Source organism: Mesorhizobium sp. B3-1-7 (genome assembly GCF_006439385.1).
Lineage (GTDB): Bacteria > Pseudomonadota > Alphaproteobacteria > Rhizobiales > Rhizobiaceae > Mesorhizobium.
In genome coordinates, this window is the sequence record NZ_VFTL01000003.1 from 140,121 (window position 1) to 162,807 (window position 22,687).

Genomic DNA, 22,687 nt, shown 5'->3' on the forward strand with positions numbered 1-22,687 from the left:
GGCTAGGTTAGCGAGGCACCATGCAAGACGAACGGCCGAAATCGATCCTGCGTGAATTCCTCGACGGCGAGGCCGCTGGCGGCATCATCCTGATGGTGGCGGCAGCCCTTGCGCTGATCGTCGCCAACTCGCCTTTGGCCACAACCTATTTCGCCGTCCTGCACGCCTATCTCGGACCGCTCAGCGTCTCGCACTGGATCAATGACGGGCTGATGGCGGTGTTCTTCCTGCTGGTCGGGCTGGAGATCAAGCGCGAGATGCTGGATGGTCAGCTCTCGACCTGGCCGCGCCGGGTGCTGCCCGGCATCGCCGCCGCCGGCGGCATGCTGGTTCCGGCGCTGGTCTACGTCGCCGTCAATCGCGACAACGCGGCCGCGCTTTCCGGCTGGGCGATCCCCACCGCCACCGACATCGCCTTCGCGCTCGGCGTGCTTTCGCTGCTCGGCAGCCGGGTGCCCGCCTCGCTGAAGGTCTTCCTCACCGCTCTCGCCATCATCGACGATCTCGGCGCCGTCATCATCATCGCGCTGTTCTACACCAGCGGCCTGTCGCTCGCCTATCTGGCGGCCGCCTTCGTCGTCATCGCCTTGCTGGTCATGCTCAACCGCATGCGGGCCATGAAGCTCTGGCCGTATCTGCTGCTCGGCGCGCTGCTGTGGGTGCTGGTGCTGAAGTCGGGCGTGCACGCCACGCTTGCCGGCGTTGCGCTGGCGCTCACCATCCCGCTTGAGCGTTCTCCGGGCATCAGCCACGATCTCGAGCATTCGCCGCTGCACCGGCTGGAACACGGCCTGCACAAGCTGGTGCCCTTCTTCGTCATCCCGATCTTCGGCTTCGCCAATGCCGGCGTCTCGCTCGGCGGCCTGAGCTTTGCGGCCCTTGTCGAGCCGCTGACGCTCGGCGTCGCCGCCGGCCTGGTTCTCGGCAAGCTGGTCGGCGTCTTCGGCTCCTCGGCGCTCGCGATCCGCTTCGGCCTCGCCGACCTGCCGGTCAATGCCGGCTGGCTGCACATGCTGGGCATTTCGCTGCTTTGCGGCATCGGCTTCACCATGAGCCTGTTTATCGGCCTGCTCGCCTTCGCCAGCGACCCGGCGCTTCAGGATGCGGTGAAGGTCGGCATTCTAGCAGGCTCGCTGCTTGCCGCGCTGCTGGGCGCCGCCGTCCTGCTCATGGCGCCGGCGGCGAGTGGGGTGGACGAGGACGTGGACTAATGCATGTCGCGCAAAAGTGTGCAGCGGTTTTGCGATAACGACATGCATCAAGCAACGACCTAAAGCGCGTCGCCTGAAGCCGCTTCAGCGCGACGCGCTTTAGGTCTAGCCGCGACGCGATTTCCTCGCCCTCGCGCAAGCGGAGGAGAGGTGGCCCGGCGCAGCCGGGACGGAGCGGGGCGCGCCCGTCGCGAACGCCAGAACCGGTGGAAGATCAGCAGCGGGAAGCCTTCGGGAGATCGAGACAACCTCCGAGCGCCGCCAACCCCTCTCCGTCCCGGCTGCGCCGGGTCACCTCTCCCTACTCCCGCCACTCCCGTGCGGCGAGGAACAGGCGCTACTCGCTCTCGCCATCAAGCGCCGGCACCGCGACGCCGGCAAGCTCAGCCGCCAGCAGCCGGGCGGCGCCCGCGCGGGCCATCCGCAGCATCAGCGCCTTGCGGGTCGCAGCCGCCATGCGGTGCTCGGGCGCATCGCGCAGGATCTCCGCGCCGTAGCCGTCGGAAAGGATGAAGCCGCATTCCTCGGGAAAGATGTCCTGTGGAACGCCGGGATGGGTGGCGAAGAAGAAGCGGTCGGAATGCAGACGGTAGTCGGGCCATTTGCGGTCGACCCGGAAATCCTCGATCGAGGATTTGATCTCGATGATCCAGATGTCGCCCTGCCTGGTCAGCGCGACGAGATCGGCGCGGCGGCCTGTCGCCAAGGAAAGCTCCGGCAGCACATGCGTGCCCATTTCGGTCAGCAGCCGCTGCACGCCGCGCCGCACCAGCATGGCGCGCTCCGACTGGCGGCCGTCGATCAAAGGGTTGAGGGGAATCGGGGAAACAATGGGCATGGATGGCACCATGCCAGATTTTGTTCACGGTTTGAACCCATCTCGTAGGGGCGATTATCTGGTTGACAAACCCGGCGACGAATCGGGGGCGCGCTGATATGAATCGCGCATGGATTTTCTTAAGCCGATTCAGGACAATTGGGCCGTAGTGACCGCCGCGCCTTGGGCATTTGTTACCTTCATCTTGCTTGGGCTCTTGCTAGGTCGCTTTTGGCAAAATGGTGTGGTTTCTACGCTGACGGGCCGACTTGCTCTCCGAGATGACCGCATTGCCGAATACGAACGAAAGCTGGGAGCTGCATCGCCCGATGAAGCTCGGGATAAGATGGAAGCCTTGGAGCGGCGTCTGCAAGCTCTTGAGCCTAGAAGTCTGTCTAAGGATCAACTGGACAAGATGGAGAACTTCTTGGCGAGACGCCCGGGTATGGTTGATATAGTCAAGGATATGGGCAGCCCCCAAGCCTCTCGGCTTCATTCGCAGTTGGAGAAAGTTTTCATACAAAGCGGTTGGCAAATCAGATCGCCAGCAGCAATGGGGGTTACCAGACCAGAGAGCGGCATTCTTTTCACAACTCGCACAGGCGACCAGATTTCTGAGGAGGCAAAATGTGCGATGGATGCCTTTGCGGCTGCTGGTTTGCCTTTTGAACGGAGGCGCGATCCTGCCCCTCCTAGCGAACAGCTAGACCCGGCTATGTTTCCGCCTTTGACAATTCTGGTCACGGACCTCTAACCGAATCCGCTCTAAACCAACACGCGACACAGCCCAGCCACCGGACAAATGCTGGCTCCTTACCGTGAGTCCCCCGCTCGAAAATCATCCGCCAGAAGCCTAGCCAAGTGGTCGCGGCTCAGGCTCAATGCCTCTTTCAGGAACCACAGGAAGTTGCGCGGGCCGTCGGTCGGCAAGCCGGTTTCCTCGGCCTGGGTGATAACCGCGCGCTGGCGCTCGATCCGCTGTTCAATCTCGCGGATATGCTGCTCGACCCGTTCGATGTCTTCCTGCATGCCCATGGCCCAGCAATCTCATTGTGCGGTTGTCAAAATAGCACCAAACCGGAAATGGTCGGAGTTCAAAGCCAAGCGGGAGGCTCAAGAAAAGTTTAGTTCTTGCTAATCAAATCCCCTGGCAGCAATCTCACCGTGGAGGAATTCCCATGACCCGCGATCAGATGCTCGCCCACCTCCGGTCCGCTGACGCCGTCGCGCGCGAGGCGGCGGCGCATGGGCATCATCCGTTCGGTTGCGTGCTTGTCGGGCCGGACGATCGTGTCTTGATGCGGCAGGGCAATCTCGACACGGTGCGCCATGCCGAGACGGAGCTCGCCCGCCGCGCCGCGGCGGCCTATGAGCCGGAGTTCCTGTGGCAATGCACGCTGGTCTCGACCGGCGAACCCTGCGCGATGTGCGCCGGCACCATGTATTGGGCGAATATCGGGCGGCTGGTCTACGGCTTCGAGGAGACCGATCTCCTGGTGCTCACCGGCGATCACGCGGAGAATCCGACGATGAACCTCGCTTCGCGCACCGTATTCGCCTCTGGCCAGAAAAAGATCGCGGTCTTCGGCCCCTTTGCCGAAATCGCGGACGAGTTGCTCGCCCCGCACCGCGATTTCTGGAGGCGCTGACAGGCCTCGGACCTCAGGCCGCTCCCGCCATGTCATCCAGGATCGGGCAGTCCGGCCGCTCATCGCCGTGGCAGGCGTGGATCAGTGTCTGCAGCGTCGAGCGCATCGACTGCAATTCGCGCAGCTTCTCCTCGATCGCCCTGACATGGGCGGCGGCGATCTCGCGCACGTCGTGGCTGGCGCGGCCGCGGTCCTGATAGAGCGCCATCAGCTGCCTGCAATCGTCGATTGAGAAGCCGAGATTGCGCGCACGGCGCAGGAAGGCGAGCCGATGGATATCGTCGCCGGAGTAATCGCGATAGCCGTTCTCGGCCCGCGCCGGACGGATCAGGCCGATCTCCTCATAGTAGCGGATGGTCTTGGCCGGCAGGCCGGAACGCTCGGCGGCATCACCGACATTCATGGCGCTCTCCTCGAACCCAGGCGGCTCTATGAGCCGCCTCATTGATTTTGTTTCACAATCCTGTGAGGCCTGTTGCGGAAATGCCGCAGTTCGGCACTTACCCGCCTGCAAGGTCTTGCATATAGGCAGTGCGCGCTTGGCAAGCAAAAGAAATGCCAGCATGAATGATGACAACAAAGCGGCCGACTCGTGCCGCTGGCATCCAGGCGGGGTATCGGACCTTTTCATGCGCTTGAAGTCATTTGCAATCCTTGCCGCTCTTGCGCTGTCGACCGCGATCAGCGGGTGCAGCACCATCGGTGGGCAAATGTTCACCAACAACTATGGCGCGATGACCGATGCCGGCTATCAGCTGCCGCGCATCCCGATCGAGAAGGTCCCCGCCAGGTACCACCGCCAGGAAGTGCGGTACGACTCGCCGGAGAAGCCGGGCACCATCATCGTCGATACGCAGAACAAGTTCCTCTATTTCATCGAGGGCGACGGCATGGCGATGCGCTATGGCATCGGCGTCGGCCGCGAGGGTTTTGAATGGCACGGCACAGCCCATATCGCGCTGAAGCGCGAATGGCCGACCTGGACGCCGCCCTCGCAGATGATCAAGCGCCAGCCCGAGCTCGCCAAATTCGCCGGCGGCATGGAGCCGGGCCTGAAGAACCCGCTCGGCGCGCGCGCCATGTATCTCTTCAACAAGGGCGGCGACATGGGCTACCGCCTGCATGGCAGCCCGGAATGGTTCTCGATCGGCAAGGCGATGTCGTCGGGCTGCATCCGGCTGATGAACCAGGACATTATCGACCTCTACGACCGCACGTCGGTCGGCGCCAAGGTCATCGTGATGTGATCACGAAGGCCGAGGCCAAAAGCTTTCGCAAGCGGACCGTCTAGGCAACAACAAGACGTCCAAAAACAGAAAACCGGGCTGTTGGGGCCCGGTTTTTTGTTTTTGCGTCTTGGGTCGGAAGTCGCCTCGCCGCACTACGCGGCCGGCGAATTGGATTCTCAGGCGACCTGCTCGACCTGCTGGACTTCCGGAACAAAGTGGCGAAGCAGGTTCTGGATGCCGTGCTTCAGCGTTGCCGTCGACGACGGGCAGCCGGCGCAGGCGCCCTTCATGTGCAGGAACACGGTGCCGTTCTCGAAGCCGCGGAAGGTGATGTCGCCGCCGTCCTGGGCAACGGCCGGGCGCACGCGCGTGTCGAGCAGTTCCTTGATGGTCAGCACCAACTCTTCGTCGGCCTTGTCGTAGAACTCGCCGGTCTCGCCGGCTTGGCTCGCCGGAGCGGTCGTGACCATGACCGGCGCACCGGACATGAAATGCTCCATGATGGCACCGAGGATCGCCGGCTTCAGGTGCTGCCAGTCCGGACCGTCCTTGGTCACGGTGATGAAATCATAGCCGAAGAAGACGCCGGTGACGCCCGGGATCTCGAACAGACGGCCGGCCAGCGGCGAGGCCTCCGCCGCCGCTTCGGCGTTGCGGAAATCGGCTGTGCCTTCGCCCAGCACTTCCTTGCCCGGCAGGAATTTCAGCGTCGCCGGGTTCGGCGTCGATTCGGTCTGGATGAACATGGGTATCTCCAGGCCCTTCCCGGGCCGATAGTTTGGAATAATTCTAAATAGGCTCTATCGGCTGGACATTCAAGCGAAACGCGTCGCCCGAACAGCTGGCTGGCGGAATGTTTTTACCGGGTCCGTCACGGCTTTTGAAGTGGTTGCAGTGATCAGGTCGGCGGAGGCCTGGGATTGAGGTGGCTTAAGCTAAGCTGTCGATCTCTTCGTCGGACAGATTCTGCGGCACCACCGTGACTGGAATGGGGAAGGCCGCTCCCCGGCCGGCAACCGCGCTGACCAGCGGTCCAGGGCCTTCCTTGCCGGCGCCGGCTGCCAGCACCAGGATGGCGATGTCCTGGTCTTCCTCGATCAGCTTGTGGATTTCTTCCGTGGGCTTGCCTTCGCGCACGACCAGCTCCGGTTCGATGCCGAGCTTCTGGCGCACCTTGTTCGCATAGCCGTCGAGCGCCGCGCGCGCCGTCGCATTCGCTTCCTCGCGCATGATCTTCTCGACCCCCAGCCAATGCTGAAAATCGTCCGGCACAATGACATAGAGCAGCACCAGCACGCCGCTGGTGCTTTGCGCCCGCTTCGAGGCATAGGCGACTGCGCGCTCGCATTCCGGCGTATCGTCGATGATCGTCAGGAATTTCCTGCGATGGCCGGCTTCGCGGCTGAGGCGTTTGGAGACCATGTCTATCTGCTCGGTATGGTTCGGCCGCAATCTGCCACTGCGGCCGACCGGCGGCAAGCCGCCGGCTGGCGCGGCAATGGTCCTAAGGGACCAACTCGTCGGTCAGTCCTGCAACAGGCCGATAATGTCACGCACCGTCTTCATCGTGCCCTCGGCGATGGCGCGGGCGCGGTCGCCGCCATCCTTGAGCACCGCGTCGACATAGACGCGGTCGCCCTCGATGCGGCGCATCTCGGAAGCGATCGGCGCCAGCTTCTCCACGGCAAGGTCGGCCAGAGCCGGCTTGAACACGGAGAATTGCTGACCGCCATATTCCTTCAGCACGTCTTCCTTCGAGATCTCCGCGAGACCGGCATAGATGCCGACGAGGTTTTCGGCCTCGGGCCGGCTTTCCAGCCCGTCGATCTCGCTCGGCAAGGCCTCCGGGTCGGTCTTGGCCTTGCGGATCTTCTTCGAGATGGTGTCGGCATCGTCGGTCAAATTGATGCGCGAGAGATCCGACGGATCCGACTTCGACATCTTCTTCGAGCCGTCGCGCAGGCTCATGATGCGCGCCGCCGGACCACCGATCACCGGCTCGGTGATCGGGAAGTAACCGTTCACCGTCTCTTCGCCGACCTGCATTTCGACGCCGACGCCGAGCGCGGCGATCTTCTCGGAGAAGTCGTTGTTGAATTTCTGCGCGATATCGCGGGTGAGCTCCAGATGCTGCTTCTGGTCCTCGCCCACCGGCACATGGGTGGCGCGATAGAGCAGGATGTCGGCAGCCATCAGGCTCGGATAGGCGAGCAGGCCGAGCGAGGCGTTCTCGCGGTCCTTGCCGGCCTTGTCCTTGAACTGCGTCATCCGGTACATCCAGCCGATGCGCGCCACGCAGTTGAAGATCCAGGCAAGCTCGGCGTGTTGCATGACCCGCGACTGGTTGAAGACGATGTGCTTCTTCGGGTCGATGCCGGAGGCCAGGAACGCCGCGGTGATCGACCGCGTCTGGTCGCCCAGGTCCTGATGCACCAGCTGCGCCGTCAGCGAATGCAGGTCGACGACGCAGTAGATGCAGTCGGACTGTTCCTGGAGAGCGACGAATTTCTTGATGGCGCCGAGATAGTTGCCGAGATGCAGGTTGCCGGTCGGCTGGACGCCCGAAAAGACGAGTGGCTTGAAGGCGGACATGAATTCCTCATGGCTTGTGGAGGGCCGTATAAGCGTGATTCCAAAAAGTTGCAGACGTTTTGGAGCCAATCACATGGCTGGAAACCGCGCGCGGCGAAAGTCTTGCGACGGCGCGCTTATGGACGAAGCCGGCCGCGCGATCAAGAGGCGCGGACCGAGCTGGCATGGCTCATCGGTACGTTGACATTGCCACGCATAAGCTACATCTTTCTAACTACATAAAGGAATGTAGCGATGACTATCAACATCAACAACAAGGAAGCCGACAGGCTGACGCGCGCTTTCGCCAAAGCTGAAGGGGTAGGCATCACCGAGGCAATCGTGATTGCCATGCGCGAGGCCCTGGAGCGGCGGCGCAATCGCGAGACGCCACTGGAAACGGCGGCGCGACTGCGAGCCGAGTTTGGAATCAAGCTTAGCGAACAAGCGCGCAAACCGTTGCCGCAGTCCGTTTATGATGAACTTTCCGGCGACGACTGATGTTTGTCGACGCAGCAGCCATCGTCGCGATCCTGAGCAACGAGACGGAAGCCGAGCGATGCGCGCAGGCCGTCATGGAGGCATCGGCACCGTTCACGTCGGCGATAGCCGTTTGGGAGGCCGCGATGGCGCTCGCGCGACCAGAAAAGCTGGCGATTCCGGTCGCAAGAAGCGCGGAGATTGTAGATCGCTTTCTAGAAGAGCGGGCCATTGCCTTGCGCGAGCTTCCGCCTGCGCCCGAGGCGACATCTCTATCCATCGAGGCCGCTTCGCGGTTTCGCAACAATGCTGTCCGCCTAAACATGGCGGACTGCTTCCACTACGCTTGCGCGCGATACTACGGCGTTCCGATGCTTTCCACGGCCAATGAATTCCGGCTCACGGATCTGGAGACTGTTCCCTGACGGGTGGTGGCGCCTTGGGTGAACGACGTTTCACATTGCGCCGGACCATGCCGAAATCGGCGCCGCCGGTGCCGAAGGCGGCGATGAAGTAGAGCGCGGCGCCCCCGGCGACCAGGCCAAGCACCGTCGTCGCCTTCACCACGAGCGGCGAGCCAGGCCCAATCTGTGTGGCAAAGTGGCGCTCCGCGAAGTAAAGCGCCACGGCCATGATTACGGCGGAGAGCACCAGCCGGGGAATACGTCTCAAGAGCGGCACGTCGCGGCCCCAATGGCCGCGCTTGATCAGCATGCCGAGCAGCATCAGCGCGTTGACCCAGCCGGCAACGGCCGAGGCCACCGCGATGCCAGGCGCGCCCATCGACGGGAACAAGCTCAGCGCCGTGGCGACATTCACGCCGACCGAGATGGCGGCAAAAATCATCGGTGTCCGGGTGTCCTCGCGCGCGAAATAGCCGGGCGTGAACGCCTTGATCAAAACGAAGGCGGGCAGGCCGAGGCCGAAGATCGCCAGGATCGAGGCGACGATCGGCGTCGAGTGGTTGGCGGCGAAGGCGCCGCGCTCATAGACCAGCCGCACGATCGGTTCCGACATCACCCAGAGCGCCGCTGCCGCCGGCAAGGTCATGAACAAGGTGAACTCGACCGAGCGGTTCTGCAGATTGGCGGCCTCGATCAGATTGCCCGATTTCAGCGCCCGCGACAGTTCCGGCAACAGCACGATGGCGACGGCCACGCCGACGACGCCGAGCGGCAGCTGGTAGATGCGATCGGCATAGGCGAGCGACGACACCGCGCTGTTCTGCGCCGAGGCGATCGCCGTGCCGATCAGCTGGTTGATCTGGGTGATGCCGCCGGTGATCGCCGCCGGCAGCGCCAGGATCAGCAACCTCTTGACGTTGGGCGTCATCTTCGGCCAGCGGAAGCCGATCGAGATGCCGGCATTGCGCACCGCTATCCAGACGATGGCAAGCTGCACAATGCCTGCCGCCAGCACGCCCCAGGACAAGCCGAAACCGACATCATGCGCGTCCAGCCCGTGATACCAGGCATAGGCGAGCACGCCGATCAGGATGATGTTGAGGAAGGCGGGCGCGATCGCCGCCGCGAAATAGCGGCGCAGCGAGTTCAGCATGCCGGCCATCATGGCGCCGAGCGACATGCAGATCAGGTACGGGAACATGATCGTCGCAAGCCGGACGGTCGTCTCGAACTTGCCTGGAATGTCGGCAAAGCCCGGCGCCACCAGATAGCGCACGATCAGCGGCATCGCCAGTTCCATCGCGATTGTCAGTGCCAAAAGCGCCGAAAACAGCACACCGAACACTTCCTCCGAAAAGCGCTTGGCGCCTTCGGTGCCATGCTGCTCGATCTCCTTGGCGAACAGCGGCACGAAAGCGGCGTTGAAGGCGCCCTCGGCAAACAGCCGGCGGAAGGTGTTGGGGAACTGGAAGGCGGCGTTGAAGGCGTCGGCGACCGGTCCGGTGCCGAGTGCCGCCGCCATCAGCATCTCACGGCCGAAACCCAGCGCGCGGCTCATCAGCGTGCCGGAAGCGACGGTGGCGAATTTCTTGACTAGGCTCATGCTGGGGACGACTGCCAGAAAAATTGCGTCAAATGGATGGTCACTCGGCCGCTGCCTTGGCCTTGCCGTTGCGTTCGGACGAATTGCCTTCGAGCGTATCGATCAGCCGCTTGTGGATGGTGGCGGTGCGCGTCGGGCTGTCGATCTTCAGTCCGGTCAGGTCGGTGACGTAAAACGTGTCGATGACCTTCTCGCCGAAGGTGGTGATATGCGCCGAGGCGATGTCGAGCGACAGGTCCGACAGCGTCCCGGTGATCTCGGACAGCAGGCCCGGCCGGTCCAGCCCCTCGACCTCGACCACCGAAAAGCGGTTCGACAGCGTGTTTCGGATCTCGGCGCGGGGCGGAATCCTGAAAGCCTTGGCGCCGCGCTTCGGCTTGGTGCGCTTCTCGATCATCTCGGGCAGCCAGCTCTTGCCGGACAGCACGTCCTCGATCAGCCGGCCGACCCGCTCGGCGCGCCGGCGCTCGTCCTCGTCGAGGTCGAACTCCCTCGAGATCAGGATCGAGTCCAGCGCCCGCCCGTCCGAGGTGGTGAAGATCTGCGCGTCGACGATGTTGCCGCCGGCCGCGGCACATGCCCCGGCGATGATCGAAAGCAGGCGCGGATGGTCCGGCGCCAGCACGGTGATCTCGGTCACCGCTTCGAACTCATGCGTCTTGACCATGGTGGCGAGCTTCTTGCCTGCCGCATCCGCCTCGCGGACGAACTCGGCGTGCCGCAACTGGTCGGGCAGATCGACGGTAAGCAGATAGTTCTCGTAGTGCAGGGCGACGTAGCGTTTGCGCTCCTTCGCCGGCCATGCCGCCAGCGCCTCGGCCAGCCGCTCGCGCGCCGCCGTCGTGCGCTCGGCGCGCGATACCTCGGAAAAGCCGCCGGTCAAAAGCAGCTCCGTCTCGAAATAGAGTGTGCGCAGCAGCTGGCCTTTCCAGCCATTCCACACGCCCGGCCCGACGCCCCTGATGTCGCAGACGGTGAGGATCAAAAGCAGCTTCAGCCGCTCGACCGACTGTACGATGGAGGCGAAATCCTCGATCGTCTTGCGGTCGTTGAGGTCGCGCGTCTGCGCCGTCATCGACATCACCAGATGGTTCTCTACCAGCCAGGCGACGGTCTCGGTGTCGGCCGCCGACAATCCCATATGCGGACAAATGCGCCGCGCGATCCTGGCCCCGGCTTCCGAATGGTCCTCCGGCCGGCCCTTGGCGATGTCGTGCAAAAGCACGGCGACATAGAGCGCCTCACGGCTCTTCTTCAGTCCCGGCATCAGCGTATGCGACAGCGGATGCACCTTCGCGCCGTCGCCGCGCTCGATCTCGGCCAGCACGCCGATGCAGCGGATCAGATGCTCGTCCACCGTATAGTGGTGGTACATCGAGAACTGCATCATGGCGACGATCTTGCCGAAGTCCGGGATCAGCCTGCCGAGCAGCCCGGCCTCGTTCATGCGCCTGAGATTGAGCTCGGCATTGCGGTCCGACGTCAGTATGTCGAGGAACAGCCGGTTGGCTTCCTCGTCGCGCCGGAGCGACTTGTTGACGAGCCCGAGCGAGCGGGTGAGCAGCTTCAGCGCGTCGGGGTGGAACTCCAGCCCGTGCTTGTCTGCGAACCAGAACAGCCTGAGCAGGTTGACCGGATCGCGCTCGAACACGCTGTCGTCGGCGATGTTGATGCGGTGGTTGTCGACGATGAAGTCGGAGGTGCCGGCAAGCTTGCGCTTGCGCCGCGAGAAGGTGAGGAAGATGCGGTTGAAGCCCGGCACGTGCTTGGCCTGCTCTTCCTCGAGCGCCGCGCAGAAGATGCGGGTCAGGTCACCGACATCCTTGGCGACGAGGAAATAGTGCTTCATGAAGCGCTCGACCGCCGACAGGCCGGGATGCGTCGTATAGCCCAGACGCTCGGCGATCTCGCGCTGGATGTCGAAATGCAGCCGCTCCTCCGCCTTGCCGGTGAGGAAATGCATGTGGCAGCGCACCGCCCACAAGAAATCCTCGGCCTTCTGGAATTCGCGATATTCGGCCTCGGTGAAGACGCCCTTTTCGACCAGCTCCTCGCCGGTGCGCACGCGATAGAAATATTTGCCGATCCAAAACAGCGTCTGTAGGTCGCGCAGGCCGCCCTTGCCGTCCTTGACATTGGGTTCGACCAGGTAGCGGCTTTCGCCGGCCTTGGCGTGGCGCTCGTCGCGCTCGGCAAGCTTGGCCTGCACATATTCCGGCCCAGTGGTGCGCACCACTTCGTGGTCGAAGCGGGTGAGCAGCTCGTCATAGAGCTTGTGTTCGCCCCACAGGAATCGCGCTTCCAGGATCGAGGTGCGGATGGTGATGTCGCTGCGCGAGAGCCTGAGGCACTCGTCGATGTTGCGGGTGGCGTGGCCGACCTTCAGCCCCATGTCCCACAGCATGTAGAGCATGTATTCGACGATCTGCTCGCCCCATGGGGTCTGCTTGTAGGGCAGCAGGAAAAGCAGGTCTATGTCGGATCCCGGCGCCAGCGTGCCGCGGCCGTAGCCGCCGACGGCAACGACCGCCATGCGCTCGGCCGCGGACCGGTTCTTGACCCGGTAGACATGGGTGGCGGCGAAATCATAGAGCGCCCGGATCAGTTCATCCATCAGATGCGAGAGCCGCTCGGCGCAGGCATTGCCGCCGCCATCCTGCTTGAGCATGGCTTCGGCGATCTTTCGCCCTTCCGCCATCCTGGCCTTGAGTAGCTGGAGGACGGCCGTGCGAACAGCCGGTCCTGGACCGTCGCCGGCGCTCGCCGCCGTCAGCGCGGTCAAGTCGCGGCGCAGCGCGTCGCCATCGATGATTTCGTCGAGTTTCAGGGAGATCTTTGCCATTCGGCGGCGTCTATAGCCTGTTTTCGCGGCGCTGTGTATGGGGCCGGCCGCCGCGTTTTCAGCGGTGAGCAATAGCCAGGATACGCGGCTGCAAGACCAAAGCCGCAAAAATCCAAACCGGCCCTTGACCTTCCAGTTACTGGAAGCACTACCTCCGCCTCAAGTTCGAGATTCAGAGGCCTGGCCATGACCCATTCCGACCATCACCGCCATCATGCGCATGGCGGCTGCTGTTGCTCCGCGAAGGATGCCGCGCCCGGCGCCGAAGCGGTGGTTCGCGATCCTGTCTGCGGCATGACGGTCGACCCGGCGGCCGGCAAGCCGACGGCCGAGCATGGCGGCCGGACGTTTCATTTCTGCGGCGAACGCTGCCGCACGAAATTCCAGGCCGAGCCGGAAGCATATCTTTCCGCCACCGACCCCGTCTGCGGCATGAATGTCGACCGCGCGAGCGCGAAGCACTTCGTTCGCCACGAAGGGCAGGGCTTCTATTTCTGCTCCGCCAGCTGCAAGGGCAAGTTCGAAGCCGAGCCGGCAAAATACCTCGCCGGCCGGCCCGAGCCCCAGCCGATGCCGAAGGGCACGCAGTACACCTGCCCGATGCATCCCGAGATCGTCCGCGACAAGCCCGGCTCCTGCCCGATCTGCGGCATGGCGCTGGAGCCGATGGGCGTGCCGACCGGCGAGGAAGGCCCGAATCCCGAGCTCGTCGACTTCACCCGCCGGTTCTGGCTCAGCGCGGCGCTCTCCGTGCCCCTCCTGACCATCGCCATGGCGCCGATGCTGGGCTTCAGCTTCGAAAACCTCGTCGACGGCCGCGCCAAGACCTGGGTCGAGCTGGCGCTGGCGAGCCCGGTGGTGTTGTGGGCGGCGTTTCCGTTCTTCCATCGCGGCTGGGAGTCGATCCTGAACCGCAGCCCCAATATGTGGACGCTGATTTCGCTGGGCGTCGGTGCTGCCTATCTCTTCAGCCTGGTCGCTACGCTGTTCCCGGATGTCTTCCCGCATCAGTTCCGCGGCCATGACGGCGCCGTGCCGGTCTATTTCGAGGCCGCCGCCGTGATTGTCGCGCTGGTGTTTTTGGGGCAGGTGCTGGAACTCAGGGCCCGCGAGCGCACCGGCTCGGCCATTCGCGCGCTGCTCGACCTCGCGCCGAAGACCGCGCGGCTGATCGGCGCCGACGGCTCCGAGACGGACGTGCCGCTCGACAGCGTCAAGGCCGGAGACAAGCTGCGCATCCGCCCCGGCGACGCCGTGCCGGTCGACGGCACGGTGCTGGAGGGACGCTCGGCCATCGACGAATCCATGATTACGGGCGAACCGCTACCGGTCGAAAAAACGGAAGGCGACGCGCTCACCGGCGGCACGCTGAACAAGAACGGTTCGCTGGTCATGCGCGCCGAGAAGGTCGGCGCCGAGACCACGCTGTCGCGCATTGTCGAGCTGGTCGCCAAGGCGCAGCGCTCGCGCGCGCCGATCCAGGGTCTCGCCGACCGCGTGTCCTTCTATTTCGTCCCGGCCGTCGTGCTGGTGGCGGTCCTTGCCTTCATCGCTTGGGCGATCCTCGGTCCCGAACCGAGCTTGATCTTCGCCATCGTCTCGGCGGTGTCGGTGCTGATCATCGCCTGTCCCTGCGCGCTCGGCCTTGCGACACCGATGTCGATCATGACCGCGACCGGGCGCGGCGCGCATGCCGGCGTGCTGATCAAGGAAGCGGCGGCGTTGGAGCGTTTTGCCTCGGTCGATACGCTGATCGTCGACAAGACCGGCACGCTGACCGAGGGCAAGCCGCGGCTTACCGATGTCGTTGCGGCCGACGGCATCGACGAGAACGAGCTGCTGGGCCTCGCCGCCGCGCTCGAAAAGGGCTCCGAGCATCCGCTGGCCGACGCGATCGTCGAGGGCGCCGCGGCGCGCGGCCTGAAGCTGGCCGACGCGGTCGATTTCGAAGCCATCACCGGCAAGGGCGTTTCGGGCACGGTTTCGGGCAGGAAGGTCGCGCTCGGAAATGCGGCAATGATGGCGGACCTCGGCGTCGAAACGCCGGCGGCCAATACCGAAGCGATGCAGGCCGAAGGCAAAACGGCGATGTTCGTCGCCGTCGACGGCAGGTTCGCCGGCATCGTCGCCGTCGCCGATCCCGTAAAGGCGACGACGGCCGAGGCGATCAAGGCGCTGCATGACAAGGGCCTGCGCATCATCATGGCCACTGGCGACAACGAGCGCACGGCAAAAGCGATCGCCGGCAGGCTCGGCATCGACGAGGTCCGCGCCGGGCTGCTGCCGGACGAGAAGGGCGCGCTGGTCGAGGAATTGCGTGCCAAGGGTGCCGCCGTCGCCATGGCCGGCGACGGCGTCAATGACGCGCCGGCGCTGGCCAGCGCCGATGTCGGTATCGCCATGGGCACCGGCGCCGATGTCGCGGTCGAAAGCGCCGGCATCACGCTGGTCAAGGGCGACCTCAACGGCATTGTGAGGGCACGTACGCTGGCTCAGGCGACGATCGGCAATATCCGCCAGAACCTGTTTTTCGCCTTCCTCTACAACGTGCTTGGCGTGCCGGTGGCGGCCGGCGTCCTTTACCCGCTCACCGGCATGCTGCTGTCGCCGATGCTCGCGGCGGCGGCGATGAGCCTGTCGTCGGTGTCGGTCATCGCCAATGCCTTGCGGCTGAGAACATTGAAACTGTGAGCAAAGCCCCCAGATACGCTATCCAACAGAAGGAGACCTGAATGACCTTGGCCAAGAAAATCGTGCTGCTGCTGATGGCCGCAGGAATGCTGCTTGCCGTCTTCCTCGAGAGCGTGCCGGCTTCGTCGGAAGAGATGAAGCATGACATGTCCAAGATGGCGATGGGTGCCCAGAGCCCGGCCACCGTCGGCTACGAGGCGGCGATGAAGAAGATGCACAAGGACATGATGATCAAATACACCGGCAATGCCGATGTCGATTTCGTCCGCGGCATGATCCCGCATCATCAGGGCGCCATCGACATGGCCAAGGTCGTGATCGCCAACGGCAAGGATCCGGAAATCCGCAAGCTCGCCGAAGGCGTAGTCACGGCGCAGGAAGCCGAGATCAAGGAGATGCAGGACTGGCTCGCCAAGCATCCGGCGAAGTAGCCGCTGCGGGAAATCCGGGCAGCCAGGTATCCAGGCGGCCACAAGCCTTCGGTCTGGATTTCCGGCCACGGCTGTGCTGCGATCCGGCTTCACGCGGAGAAAGCCATGCCCCCATCAATCAACCGCTCGTCGATCAGAACCCTGAAGCTGCCGTCCGGCGAAGCCGTTCCGGTGCTCGGCCAAGGCACATGGAAAATGGGCGAGGATCGACGGCGCCGCGCCGATGAGGTGGCGGCGTTGAAGCTTGGGCTCGATCTCGGCATCACGCTGATCGACACCGCCGAAATGTATGCCAGCGGCGGCGCCGAGGAAGTGGTGGCTGAGGCCATCGTCGGGCGCCGCGACGAGACCTTCCTGGTCTCCAAGGTGCTGCCCTCCAACGCCTCGCGCGCCGGCGTGAAGCGCGCCTGCGAGAACAGCCTGAAGCGGCTCGCCACCGACCGCATCGATCTCTATCTGCTGCATTGGCCGGGCAGCGTGCCGCTTTCGGAAACCGTGGAGGCGTTCGAGGCGCTGAAAACGGAAGGCAAGATCCGCCACTGGGGCGTCAGCAATTTCGACACCGACGAGATGGAGGAACTGGTCGGCTTGGATCATGGCGGCGACGTCCAGACCAATCAGGTGCTCTACAATCTGTCGCGGCGCGGCCCCGAATTCGATCTGGCCCCCTGGTGCGCGGAGCGCGGCATACCGCTGATGGCCTATTCGCCGGTCGAGCAGGGCGCGCTGGCTCACAATACCCGGCTGGAAGCCGTCGCTGCCCGCCACAACGCCACCGCCGCGCAGATCGCGCTTGCCTGGGTGATGGTGCAGGACGGCGTCATCGCCATCCCGAAGGCCGGTCGCCAGGAGCACGTGCGCCAGAACGCCGCCGCGCTCGACATCAAGCTGACGCCGCAGGATTTCGCCGATTTCGACCGCGCCTTCCCGCCGCCGACGCGTAAGCGTGGGCTGGAAATGATCTAGTTCCCTTGAACAGGCATTTTGATCGGTCACCTCTGTTTGCGTTCGCAGACGGCATACCTTGGAGATTGGCCGAAACGCCCATCGCGATCGTCATTCTAGGGCGGAGCAGGAGCGAGGCTCCGTCGCGGAAGACCCTAGAATCCATGCCGGTACCTCAGCCGAAGAATGCAGCGGAGTAGAAGTTCTGCACGGTGAGCGGCGCTCTCACGTCACGGAATGGATTCTATGGTCTGCGCCGCGTCGCTTCGCTCCTTGCTCCGCCATAGAATGACGAGGCTGGGACGGTGTCAACCAAACCCCGGCGTTTGCTGATTTCACGCAAATCAACGGAAAATCTTGCACCAGGGCAAACGGCAACCCTTCAAAATCCCTGGGAGGATCCGCCCTAGACCTTGGCCGGCATCCCAAGCCGCGTGCGCAGCCGCCGCAATGCCCTTGAAAACACATCGAGGTCATTGGCGGCGCGGGCCAGCGTGAGCGCGCCCTGAATGGCGGCGACGGCTTCCTCGGCCAACTCGCTGGCCTCGCCCGGCCGGTGCCCGGATCGCGCCAGTGCATCGGCGAGATGCGTGACCCATCGGCCGAAATAGTCTCTTATCTGGCCGGCGAACAGGTCGCGCGATTCATCCAGCGCGAAGGCGCCGATGAGACAAACCCGGCGCCCCGAGCGGAAATAGCTGTCCGTCGCCGCGAGCATCCGTTCGACCCCGGCCAGCGGGTCGGCGCTGTCGCGCAACGGCGCGAAGACATTGTCCTCGAACCAGCCGTCGATATGGGCAATGACAGCCCTCGCCATCTCCTCCTTGCCGCCGGGGAAGAAGTGGTAGAGGCTTCCCTTGCCGAGCCCCGTCGCCTCGCCGATCAAGGACAGGCTGGTGCCCTCGTAGCCATGCTCGCGGAAAACTTCCGCAACGACCCCCAGCAGATGATCGTGGTCTGGCGTGATGCGCCGCATCCACTCGCCCCCTAGAGCCGGATGATTTCAGGTCGAATCAACCTGGAATCATCCGGCTCTACATCAAAGAGATAGAGCATGATGTCGCCCGAAAACCGCTTCACACTTTTCGGCATCATGCTCTAGAGCCCGAGTTCCGAAAGGCCGGGATGCTCATCCGGCCGGCGGCCGAGCGGCCAATGATACTTCCGCTCGCTTTCGGTGATCGGCAGATCGTTGATGCTCGCCACGCGCCGGCGCATCAGCCCGGCTTCGTCGAACTCCCAATTCTCGTTGCCGTAGGAGCGGAACCAATGCCCGCTGTCGTCGCGCCATTCATAGGCGAAGCGCACCGCGATGCGGTTTTCGTTCCAGGTCCAGACCTCCTTGATCAGGCGATAGTCCAGCTCGCGCGACCATTTGCGCTTGAGGAAATCGACGATTTCGCCGCGGCCGGAGACGAACTCGGCCCGGTTCCGCCAGATGCTGTCCTCGGTGTAGGCGAGCGAGACCCGCTCAGGATCGTGGCTGTTCCAGGCGTCCTCGGCAAGGCGCGCCTTTTGCGCCGCTGTCTCGGCCGTGAATGGCGGCAATGGCGGACGGCTCATGAGATCTCCTGTCGGTTTCGATCGTCGATAACCGACATTGTACCGATCGGTACAATGAGTCAATGGCCAGAGTGACGAGCGGGACAGGTGCTATTGCTTTCCCACCAGCCCCTTCAGCCGGTAGAGCGCCTCCAGCGCCTCGCGCGGCGTCATCTCGTCGGGATTGATGGCGCCGAGCGCGTCGTCGAGCGCATCGCTTTTCGCCGGTTTCGGGGCTTCGCGCTTCACCGCCACAGAAAACAGCGGCAGGTCGTCGACGAGCCGATTTGTCTTGCCCGAGACTTCGCCCTCTTCGAGTTGGTGCAGCACTTCCTTGGCGCGGGCGACGACCGCTTCCGGCAGGCCGGCCAGCCGTGCCACCTGCACGCCGTAGGAACGGTCGGCCGCGCCCTTGCCGACCTCGTGCAGGAAGACGACATCGCCTTCCCATTCCTTGACCCGCATGGTGACGTTGTGAAGCCGGAGCAATTTGCCGGCCAGCGCCGTCATCTCGTGGAAATGCGTGGCGAAGATCGCCCGGCAGCGGTTCTTCTCATGCAGATATTCCACCGCCGCCCAGGCGATCGACAGTCCGTCGAAGGTCGCGGTGCCGCGACCGATCTCGTCGAGGATAACCAGCGCCCGCTCGCCCGCCTGGTTGAGGATCGCCGCCGTCTCGACCATCTCGACCATGAAGGTCGAACGTCCCCGCGCCAGATCGTCCGAGGCGCCGACGCGCGAGAACAGCCGGTCGACGACGCCGATATGGGCGCTTTGCGCCGGTACGAAGGAGCCGGTCTGGGCGAGGATGGCGATCAGCGCATTCTGCCTGAGGAACGTCGATTTGCCGCCCATATTGGGGCCGGTAAGCAGCCAGATCGCGCCGGCCTTGGCGCCGCCCTCGGGCGAGAGGTCGCAATCGTTGGCGACGAATGGCCCGTCGCCCGAGCGCCTGAGCGCCTGTTCGACCACCGGATGTCGCCCGCCGGCAATGTCGAAGGCGAGGCTGGCATCGACCGTGGGCCTGCACCAGTCTTCGCTTTCGGAGAGCAGCGCCAGCGCCGCCGACACGTCGAGCACGGCCAGCGCCTCGGCGCCGGCGCGGATCTTGTCAGCCTCGCTCACCACCTCGGCCGTCAGCCGGTCGAATGTCGCGAGCTCGATGCTCAGCGCCTTGTCGGCGGCATTGGCGATCTTCGATTCCAGCTCCGCCAGTTCGGTCGTGGTGAAGCGCATGGCGTTGGCCATGGTCTGGCGATGGATGAAGCGCGACTTGGCGGCGTCGCTGCCGGTCATGATCGCGTGATGGTTGGCGGTGACCTCGATGTAGTAGCCGAGCACATTGTTGTGCCGGATCTTCAGCGAGCGGATGCCGGTCTCCTCGATCAGCGACCGCTCCAACCCGGCGATCACTTTTCGCGATTCGTCGCGCAACGCCCGCATCTCGTCGAGCTCGGCATTGTAGCTCGACCGCACGAAGCCGCCGTCGCGCTTGATCAGCGGCAGCTCGTCGTCGAGCGCTTCGCTGAGGTGACGGGCGAGCGCCTCGGGCAAGGCGTGGATCGAGGCAAGCGCGGCGGTGAGCTCGGCGGGCAGGGCGGCTGCCGCGAACAATTCGGCGATCGCGCCAGCCGCCTCGAAGCCGGCGCGCAGGGCGCCGAGATCGCGCGGGCCGCCGCGGTTGAGCGCCAGGCGGGAGAGCGCTCGCGGCATGTCGGCGACGCTTTTCAGGCTCGCCCGCAAACCCTGGCAAAGCCGCGTCTCGGAGCGGAAAAAGGAGACCGAATCCAGTCGCGCCGCGATCGTCGCCGGATCGGTCAGCGGCGCCATCAGCCGGTCGGCCAGCAATCGCGCGCCGCCGCCGGTCACGGTGCGGTCGATCGCCTTGAAAAGCGAGCCGTCGCGGCTGCCCGACAGCGTGCGCAGCAATTCCAGATTGGCGCGCGTCGCCGGATCGATGAACAGCGTCGAGCCCTGCTCCTCGCGCTCGGGTCGCGACAGCGGCGGCCGCTCGGCCTTCTGCGTTTTTTCGACATAGGCTATGGCGCCCGAGATCGCCGACAGCTCGGCGCGCGAAAACGTGCCGAAACTGTCCGGCGTCGCGACCTCGAAGAAGCGCGCGATGCGGCTTGTGGCCGAAGCCGAATCGAACAGCGAAGGCGGCTGCGGGCTGGCGACCCGGCCCAGCACGTCGAACACCGGCCTGAGCTCCGGATCGTGGAAAACCGGCTCGGCGACGATCAGCTCGCGCGGGTCGACGCGGAAGATGTCGGCAAGCAGTCGCTCGGCGCTCGTCTCGGCGACGCGGAAGGCGCCGGTCGAAATGTCGATCCAGGCCAGCGCGAAACTCGCCTGACTGGCCGCGCCGCCCCCCTTGACGCGGCCGAGCGCCATCAGGAAGCTCGATTCCGAGGGCGCCAGCAGCTTGTCCTCGGTGATGGTGCCGGGCGTGACCAGCCGCACCACGTCGCGGCGCACCACCGATTTGGAGCCGCGTTTCTTGGCTTCGGCCGGGTCCTCGATCTGCTCGCAGACGGCAACGCGAAAACCTTGTGCTATCAGCTTCTGCAGATAGTCGTCCGCCGCATGCACCGGCACGCCGCACATCGGGATGTCGTGGCCCTGGTGCTTGCCGCGCTTGGTCAAAACGATGCCCAGCGCCTGGCTCGCCTTCTCCGCGTCGTCGAAGAACAGCTCGTAGAAATCGCCCATGCGGTAGAACAGCAGCGAATCCGGGTTCGCAGCCTTGATCTCGATGAATTGCTCCATCATCGGCGTGACGCCGCTCGTGGCGGGCGCAGGCGTCGTCGTCTCCTGGGCGTCGGTATCAGCGGGCATGTGCATATTCATGCGGCAACGCTAGCAGAAGTGGCAGCCCGGTTTAATGCCGGCGACGCGAAAAGCAGGGGAAGACTGGCGGCGGTCTGCTGTGACGCGCCTGGTTGCGCCGGGCCGGCCTGGCACTCTATGGTTCCCTTGGGGAAAGGGCGGCGGGGGACTCGTGGATCAGGACAAGCAGGAGACTTTCGACGAGATGGTCGGCCCGGTCGGCTCGGCCGCCGAGCGCCTCTGGCTGCTGGCGACGCGGCGCGCCCATCGAACCGCGAACAAGCTCAGGGTTTCGGCGCGCAAGCGCTTTCCCTATATTCTGCCGGCGCGCGGTCCCTTGTCCGATCTCGACGGCGGCATCGAGATGTCGGCTCACATATTCAGCCGCGACCCGCTGGTGCTCTATATCCCGATCGGCGGACCCCGTCCCCTGCATCCGCTGGCAGCCATCGGCCGGCGCCTTGCCGCGCGGCGCGCCACCTTTCTGCTGATGCCGATGTGGACGATGGAGAGGCCTGCCGTCGTCGCCCAGATGGGCCGTGATCTTGCCTGGTATGCGGCGCGTTTTCGTCTTCATGAGGTGATCTTCCTCTGCAACAACGAGGAAGAGCGCCGCCTCATCGCCGCGGTCGGCGGCAAAGCCATGTTCTCCAATCACAATCTGATGATATCGGAAGATGTCTTCAGGCCGCTGCCGGATGTGCCGGTCGAGTTCGATGCCGTCTACAATGGCCGCATCTCGCCGATGAAACGCCACTATCTTGCCTTCGAGGTCGATCGGCTGGTCCACGTCACCTATTCGATCGGCGAATTGACGCCGCCCGCCGCCCGCGCCTTCATTCGCCGCCTCCAGGCGCAATCGCCGCGCCATCGCATCGCCAACCCGATTGTGGATGGTCTGCCCGGCCGGCTGACCTCCGCCGAGGTCAACCGGGTCTACAACCAGGCCGCCGTCGGGCTGTGCCTGTCCGCCGTGGAAGGGGCGATGTATTCCAGCATGGAATATCTGATGGCCGGGTTGCCGATCGTCAGCACGCCGAGCCTGGGCGGGCGCGACGTCTATTTCGATCCGGACTATTGCCTGATCGTCGATCCGGAGCCGACGGCCGTTCGCCGCGCCGTCGAGCGGCTTCGGGATCGCGCCATGCCGCGCGAGGAAATCCGCGGCAGGACGCTGGAAAAGGTTCGCGCCCAGCGGCAGGAACTCACCGCGTTCCTGTCGGCGCTTCTGCGGCGCAAGGGCAGCAGCGCTCCCCCGCTGGAGACGTGGCCGTTCTCAGGCACCGAGGGCTTGATGCGCTGGGCCACCGTGCGGGAAATTGCCGCGCTCGTCGGCGAACCGGACCGCGCCTGACCGCTTGGCCGTTTACAGCGCTGCCGTGTAGCCTTAATCCCAAGACACATAAACACGCACCTGCCTCAAGGGTGCGCGAAGGCGAGGAA

Annotated in this window: 21 protein-coding genes; 10 read left to right on the forward strand and 11 right to left on the reverse strand. The window is 64.3% G+C overall.

Going from position 1 to position 22,687, the window contains the following annotated elements; genetic code table 11:
* Window positions 1-20: 20 nt before the first annotated feature.
* Complete coding sequence (nhaA, locus tag FJ417_RS03895; RefSeq protein WP_140782537.1) at window positions 21-1,211, forward strand: Na+/H+ antiporter NhaA; 1,191 nt, start codon at window positions 21-23, stop codon at window positions 1,209-1,211.
* Between the two features lie 337 nt (window positions 1,212-1,548).
* On the opposite strand, the gene FJ417_RS03900 is transcribed toward nhaA, so the two are convergent.
* A complete protein-coding gene (locus FJ417_RS03900) occupies window positions 1,549-2,049 on the reverse strand; it encodes an MmcB family DNA repair protein (RefSeq protein WP_181183148.1) in 501 nt (166 codons plus the stop codon).
* Window positions 2,050-2,158: 109 nt separating this feature from the next.
* Between FJ417_RS03900 and FJ417_RS03905 the strand changes: the two genes are divergently transcribed.
* Window positions 2,159-2,782 (forward strand): hypothetical protein, encoded by a 624-nt coding sequence (locus FJ417_RS03905; RefSeq protein ID WP_140782539.1) that lies wholly within the window; start codon window positions 2,159-2,161, stop codon window positions 2,780-2,782.
* 59 nt (window positions 2,783-2,841) lie between these two features.
* On the opposite strand, the gene FJ417_RS03910 is transcribed toward FJ417_RS03905, so the two are convergent.
* On the reverse strand, window positions 2,842-3,063 hold the full coding sequence (locus FJ417_RS03910) for a hypothetical protein (RefSeq protein ID WP_140782540.1): 222 nt from the start codon (window positions 3,061-3,063) through the stop codon (window positions 2,842-2,844).
* Window positions 3,064-3,206: 143 nt separating this feature from the next.
* On the opposite strand from FJ417_RS03910, the gene FJ417_RS03915 reads away from it, so the two are divergent.
* A complete protein-coding gene (locus tag FJ417_RS03915) occupies window positions 3,207-3,677 on the forward strand; it encodes a nucleoside deaminase (RefSeq protein WP_140782541.1) in 471 nt (156 codons plus the stop codon).
* 13 nt (window positions 3,678-3,690) lie between these two features.
* On the opposite strand, the gene cueR is transcribed toward FJ417_RS03915, so the two are convergent.
* Window positions 3,691-4,080, reverse strand: coding sequence for a Cu(I)-responsive transcriptional regulator (gene cueR, locus FJ417_RS03920; RefSeq protein WP_140782542.1), 390 nt, complete (start codon window positions 4,078-4,080; stop codon window positions 3,691-3,693).
* A 226-nt stretch (window positions 4,081-4,306) separates the two neighbouring features.
* Between cueR and FJ417_RS03925 the strand changes: the two genes are divergently transcribed.
* A complete protein-coding gene (locus FJ417_RS03925) occupies window positions 4,307-4,924 on the forward strand; it encodes a L,D-transpeptidase (RefSeq protein WP_140650338.1) in 618 nt (205 codons plus the stop codon).
* A 158-nt stretch (window positions 4,925-5,082) separates the two neighbouring features.
* On the opposite strand, the gene FJ417_RS03930 is transcribed toward FJ417_RS03925, so the two are convergent.
* From FJ417_RS03930 to trpS, 3 genes are all read right to left on the reverse strand, one after another.
* The gene (locus tag FJ417_RS03930; protein ID WP_140782543.1) at window positions 5,083-5,652 is read right to left on the reverse strand and encodes a NifU family protein; all 570 of its coding nucleotides are present in this window, start codon (window positions 5,650-5,652) and stop codon (window positions 5,083-5,085) included.
* 184 nt (window positions 5,653-5,836) lie between these two features.
* The gene (locus FJ417_RS03935) at window positions 5,837-6,328 is read right to left on the reverse strand and encodes a universal stress protein (protein ID WP_140647347.1); all 492 of its coding nucleotides are present in this window, start codon (window positions 6,326-6,328) and stop codon (window positions 5,837-5,839) included.
* A 102-nt stretch (window positions 6,329-6,430) separates the two neighbouring features.
* Entirely contained in the window at window positions 6,431-7,498 is a 1,068-nt protein-coding gene (gene trpS, locus FJ417_RS03940; RefSeq protein WP_140782544.1) for a tryptophan--tRNA ligase, read from the reverse strand.
* Between the two features lie 234 nt (window positions 7,499-7,732).
* On the opposite strand from trpS, the gene FJ417_RS03945 reads away from it, so the two are divergent.
* Window positions 7,733-7,978 (forward strand): type II toxin-antitoxin system VapB family antitoxin, encoded by a 246-nt coding sequence (locus FJ417_RS03945; protein WP_095766111.1) that lies wholly within the window; start codon window positions 7,733-7,735, stop codon window positions 7,976-7,978.
* The gene (locus FJ417_RS03950; protein ID WP_140782545.1) at window positions 7,978-8,382 is read left to right on the forward strand and encodes a type II toxin-antitoxin system VapC family toxin; all 405 of its coding nucleotides are present in this window, start codon (window positions 7,978-7,980) and stop codon (window positions 8,380-8,382) included. Before FJ417_RS03945 ends, FJ417_RS03950 begins: the two co-directional genes overlap by 1 nt.
* Here the strand turns inward: FJ417_RS03950 and murJ are convergent.
* The gene (gene murJ / locus FJ417_RS03955; protein ID WP_140647344.1) at window positions 8,357-9,964 is read right to left on the reverse strand and encodes a murein biosynthesis integral membrane protein MurJ; all 1,608 of its coding nucleotides are present in this window, start codon (window positions 9,962-9,964) and stop codon (window positions 8,357-8,359) included. The genes FJ417_RS03950 and murJ overlap by 26 nt on opposite strands.
* Window positions 9,965-10,004: 40 nt before the next feature.
* Window positions 10,005-12,806: a [protein-PII] uridylyltransferase gene (locus FJ417_RS03960; protein ID WP_140782546.1), complete on the reverse strand. Its 2,802-nt coding sequence runs from the start codon at window positions 12,804-12,806 to the stop codon at window positions 10,005-10,007.
* A gap of 186 nt (window positions 12,807-12,992) precedes the next feature.
* Here FJ417_RS03960 and FJ417_RS03965 point away from each other — a divergent pair, with 186 nt between their 5' ends.
* The 3 genes from FJ417_RS03965 to FJ417_RS03975 all read left to right on the forward strand — a co-directional run bounded on the left by FJ417_RS03965 (window position 12,993) and on the right by FJ417_RS03975 (window position 16,894).
* Entirely contained in the window at window positions 12,993-15,497 is a 2,505-nt protein-coding gene (locus FJ417_RS03965; protein ID WP_140782547.1) for a heavy metal translocating P-type ATPase, read from the forward strand.
* 41 nt (window positions 15,498-15,538) lie between these two features.
* Entirely contained in the window at window positions 15,539-15,928 is a 390-nt protein-coding gene (locus FJ417_RS03970) for a DUF305 domain-containing protein (RefSeq protein WP_140650320.1), read from the forward strand.
* Between the two features lie 105 nt (window positions 15,929-16,033).
* Window positions 16,034-16,894, forward strand: coding sequence for an aldo/keto reductase (locus FJ417_RS03975; protein ID WP_140782548.1), 861 nt, complete (start codon window positions 16,034-16,036; stop codon window positions 16,892-16,894).
* A gap of 385 nt (window positions 16,895-17,279) precedes the next feature.
* Here FJ417_RS03975 and FJ417_RS03980 read toward each other — a convergent pair whose 3' ends face one another.
* The 3 genes from FJ417_RS03980 to mutS all read right to left on the reverse strand — a co-directional run bounded on the left by FJ417_RS03980 (window position 17,280) and on the right by mutS (window position 21,265).
* On the reverse strand, window positions 17,280-17,849 hold the full coding sequence (locus tag FJ417_RS03980; RefSeq protein ID WP_140782549.1) for a TetR/AcrR family transcriptional regulator: 570 nt from the start codon (window positions 17,847-17,849) through the stop codon (window positions 17,280-17,282).
* Between the two features lie 122 nt (window positions 17,850-17,971).
* On the reverse strand, window positions 17,972-18,436 hold the full coding sequence (locus FJ417_RS03985) for a nuclear transport factor 2 family protein (RefSeq protein ID WP_140782550.1): 465 nt from the start codon (window positions 18,434-18,436) through the stop codon (window positions 17,972-17,974).
* Between the two features lie 90 nt (window positions 18,437-18,526).
* A complete protein-coding gene (gene mutS / locus FJ417_RS03990; RefSeq protein ID WP_140782551.1) occupies window positions 18,527-21,265 on the reverse strand; it encodes a DNA mismatch repair protein MutS in 2,739 nt (912 codons plus the stop codon).
* A 151-nt stretch (window positions 21,266-21,416) separates the two neighbouring features.
* Here mutS and FJ417_RS03995 point away from each other — a divergent pair, with 151 nt between their 5' ends.
* Entirely contained in the window at window positions 21,417-22,598 is a 1,182-nt protein-coding gene (locus tag FJ417_RS03995; RefSeq protein WP_140782552.1) for a glycosyltransferase, read from the forward strand.
* The last annotated feature ends 89 nt before the right edge of the window (window positions 22,599-22,687 follow it).